This window comes from Bacteroidia bacterium, from assembly GCA_025056095.1.
In the GTDB taxonomy this organism is placed as follows: Bacteria; Bacteroidota; Bacteroidia; order JANWVE01; family JANWVE01; genus JANWVE01.
On record JANWVW010000243.1, the window covers coordinates 1 to 4,183 of the forward strand.

General features: G+C 36.8%; 3 protein-coding genes. All 3 read left to right on the top strand.

The window, feature by feature from the left end; all coding sequences use genetic code 11:
- Positions 1-169: 169 nt before the first annotated feature.
- Positions 170-1,450: an aspartate kinase gene (locus tag NZ519_12765; GenBank protein ID MCS7029626.1), complete on the top strand. Its 1,281-nt coding sequence runs from the start codon at positions 170-172 to the stop codon at positions 1,448-1,450.
- Positions 1,451-1,537: 87 nt separating this feature from the next.
- A complete protein-coding gene (locus NZ519_12770) occupies positions 1,538-3,187 on the top strand; it encodes a glycosyltransferase family 39 protein (protein ID MCS7029627.1) in 1,650 nt (549 codons plus the stop codon).
- Between the two features lie 109 nt (positions 3,188-3,296).
- The coding region (locus NZ519_12775) for a hypothetical protein (GenBank protein ID MCS7029628.1) at positions 3,297-4,183 on the top strand (887 nt) is incomplete at its 3' end.

Genomic DNA, 4,183 nt, shown 5'->3' on the forward strand with positions numbered 1-4,183 from the left:
AGCGCAGCGAAGTACCGAAGCGAAGCGTAGTGCGGAATGCCCCGACCCTTGCGCAGCAAGGGGCACGCCCAAAAAATGAAATCACAACTTGAAAAAACTACAACACCTCCTTTGAACAAAATTATACACACATTATGCAATCTTTTACATTTTTGCTTTACTTTGTGCCATGTCTAAATTGATTGTAATGAAATTCGGAGGAGCTTCGGTTAAAGACGCCCAATCCGTAAGAAATGTAGCACACATTCTTTCCCAACATCCTGAAAGACCACTTATTTTCGTGGTTTCAGCTATGGGCAAAACTACTAACAATCTCGTAGAACTAGCTGAACTCTCCCGAAAATACAAAAAAGAAGAAGCTTTACAACAATACCAAAAAATAAGAGATTTTCACTTTTCTATCATAAATGAGCTTTTTGAAAACAATACTACGCACTCTGTTTATCAGGAAGTAGAAAAATACTTCACTGAAATGCAAGAAGTTATACAAGGTATTGCTTTATTGAGAGAGTTTCCTTTTCACTTACATGACCGAATCGTTTCTTTTGGAGAGCTTATTTCTGCTACAATTGTAACAGCGTATTTGAACGAAATAGGCTTAAAAACTCAATTTTATGATGCCCGTAAGATTATCAAAACCACTTCTTTGGCAGGTGGTTCAGAAGTGCTATGGGAACAGACACAAAAAAATGTGAAAGAAACTTTTCTACCTTTTCCTGAACATATTTGCTGCGTAACAGGCTATATTGCATCTAATCTTGAAAATCAAACCACTACATTGGGTAGAGAAGGTTCGGACTATACTGCGGCTATTCTATCTAACATTTTGGAAGCGTCTGAAATGCACATTTGGAAAGATGTGGAAGGCGTGCTTAACGCAGATCCACGGCGATACCCAAATACACAAGTATATCCCCAACTGACTTACCAGCAAGCAGTTGAAATGTCCTACTATGGGGCTTCGGTTATTCACCCAAGAACAATTAAACCTTTGGAAAATAAGCAAATACCTTTACGTGTTAAGTGCTTTTTGAATACTTCCTTAGAAGGTACGTTGATTCAAGCTCCAAAGTATATTACTATACCTCCTAAACAATATGCTGTCATAGATAAATTTAACCAAATATTGCTGACCATTACTCCAAAAGACTTTTCTTTTGTAATGGAAAAGCATATTGATGAAATTGCTACGGCAATTACTCATGCTAAGCTCAAAGCTAATCTTTCTCAAAATAGTGCTTTGTCTTACTACATTTGTGCAGACAATAATCCTGAACAAGTAGCAGACTTTATCAACGAATTGAGTGAAAATTTTCAAGTTCAAAAACAAGATAGAGTGTATCTTAAAACTTATCTGTTTCTTACTGAACGCCTGCCCGATGAAGAATTTTTCAAAGCTATTTTGATTCAGCGGAGCGGTACTACTGCACAAATGGTTATTCCTGAATAGTTTTAAGGTGATCTTAAAATTTTATTTTTGTTGTGAAAATCACTTTTTTATTTCATTTTTGCGTGAGTATCAAAAAGACAACATCTTGTGCTAAACTTAAAATTTAAGCAGATATATCCGCAAGATGTACTGATAGTACTGTTACTGGGGGCTGCAGCTTATTTGCCTTTCATAGGTAGAGCACACTTATTTGATTGGGACGAAATCAACTTTGCCGAATGCGCTCGCGAAATGTTAATTTCTCAAAATTATTTGCAGGTACAGGTAGATTTTAAACCTTTTTGGGAAAAGCCCCCCTTGTTTATGTGGCTGCAAGCCTTGTGCATGAAAATTTTTGGTATCAACGAATTCGCAGCTCGCTTACCAAATGCAATATTTGGTGTTATCACTTTACTAACTTTGTATGTTTTTGGGACAAAACAAAGAGATAAAGCTTTTGGATTTTTTTGGATGTCTATTTTTTTAGGTTCTATATTGCCATCAGTTTATTTCAAGTCAGGAATAATAGATCCTGTATTCAATTACTTTATTTTTTGTGCCATTTATCAAATAATACGGATAGAGCAGGAAGGTAAAACGAACCTTGTAAGGTCTATTTATGCGGGCTTATTTCTGGGTTTAGCCGTATTGACTAAAGGTCCTGTGGGGTTTTTAATACCTGCATTAGTTTTTGTAGTGGTCAGGGTATACACTCTAAATTTCAAATTGCCATGGGTTAATATTCTGCTGGTTTTAGTTAGCATGAGTGTGGTAGTAAGTATATGGGTAGTATCAGAGGTTGAAACGAATGGAACAGAGATTTTGGAGAAATTTATACAGTATCACATACGTTTGTTCAAAACAGAGGACGCGGGTCATGGGCAGCCCTTTTACTACCACTTAGTGGTATTCATATTAGGTTGTTTTCCTTTGTCTGCGTTTGCTTTCAGAGGTCAATTTACCAAATCAATTGATTTCAACGAGAAATGGCTACACTACTATATGAACGCTTTATTTTGGGTAGTGATGATTGTTTTTTCTATTGTTAAAACCAAAATTGTACATTACTCTTCTTTGCTGTATTTTCCTGGCGCTTATGCTGCAGCGCAGCTTTTGTATCGAATATATGCTTCGGCAAGTGTGCGATTGAAGTGGGATTTTTACATAATATATGCCATTGGATATATAGTTTTTGGACTATCCACTACATTTCTTCCTTTTATTGCTACACAGGTTGAATTTATTCAATCCTTCATTAAAGATGATTTTGGAAAACAGAACGTGCTGTTGCCCGTGAGTTGGTCCTGGAGTATAAGCCTGATAGGTTTAGTTTTTTTGCTGGGATTTGGATTTAGCCTATGGTACTATCATAAAAAAAACATACGTTTAGGAGTAGTAACAGGAATGCTGACCATGATAATTTGGCTAAACCTTATCAATTATTTTTTAGTACCTAAAATACAATACTACTCACAAGGTCCCGCCGTAGAATTATTTATAGAAAAATCAACAGAAAGCTGCTACTTGGATACATGGAAGTATAAAAGTTATGCGCATTACTTCTATGGCAAACGACCTATAGATTATCCTGAAAAAGCAAGAGATAAAGATTGGCTACTTAAAGGTAAAATTGATAAACCTGTTTATGTTGTATCTAAGTCTAATCATGCAAAAGAATTAGAAAACTATTGTCAAGAATGCAGACTGTTGGACAAAAAAGGTGGGTTTTACATTTACACTCGCATACCAGGAAAATAGGAGTTATACTGAAATTTTTCTGACAAATAGGCAAACTTTGCAGGTAAAAATTTGTTTATTGTTACGTAAATGTTTATCTTTACGACTGAATTAAACTGCATATTCATCTATGAAGTCATATAGAAGTGTAATCATATCAGGCTTAGCGCTGCTCTTGGTGGGTTGCTTTTTTTACCTTGATAACATCAAGGAAGGCGTACAGTTTGTGCCAAAAAAAGCAAATAAGCTTAAGAAAGCCCAAAGAATAGATGGGGCAATTGAGTTTTGGAAGCAAATTAGGAACAACGAAATTACGGGCGAAATACCACACGGTGCATACCAGCGGGCTTATGAGCAAATGGCAAAATATAGCCGCATGTACAAAACCGAGGCACTGAATATAAACTGGGAAAACATTGGTCCTACAAATATGGCAGGGCGAGTACGTGGTATTATGGTTGACCCAGACTACCCAAATCGTGTTTATGCAGGTTCAGTATCAGGAGGTCTATATCGTAGTGATAATAGCGGAAATAGTTGGTATCCTGTACATGTGCCTGAGGCAAATTCTAATCACGCTATTACTTGGATTGCCAAAGACGTATTTACTAAAACCTATTACTATGGTACCGGTGAATATCGTTTTGATATTATAAATGGAGGACCTGGCGAACCTGACTTTTCTATGTTTAGAGGAAACGGACTATACAAATCTACCGATGGATTTAACTTTGAATGGATGCCCTCAACTAACCCCAACACTACTGTAACCACAGACCCTTGGTATGCTGCATATTGTGTACATAGAATACTCTGTCATCCTGATAGTGCAGGAGTAATTTACGTAGCTACAAATAGAGGACTACTCCGTTCAGGAGATGGAGGAAATACTTGGAAAAGAATGACCGTAAGATTACCTGTGTCTGATTCCCAGATCGTACCTGTACCCGATATAGAATACAAGAAAGGCGACTCCGTTATGTACTTTACAGTACGATATCCCACGTCTGTATGTCG

What these genes read in the sequence shown, in the direction of transcription:
- NZ519_12765 (MCS7029626.1), top strand. Translation starts at nt 170, where the DNA reads ATGTCTAAATTGATTGTAATGAAATTCGGAGGAGCTTCGGTTAAAGAC.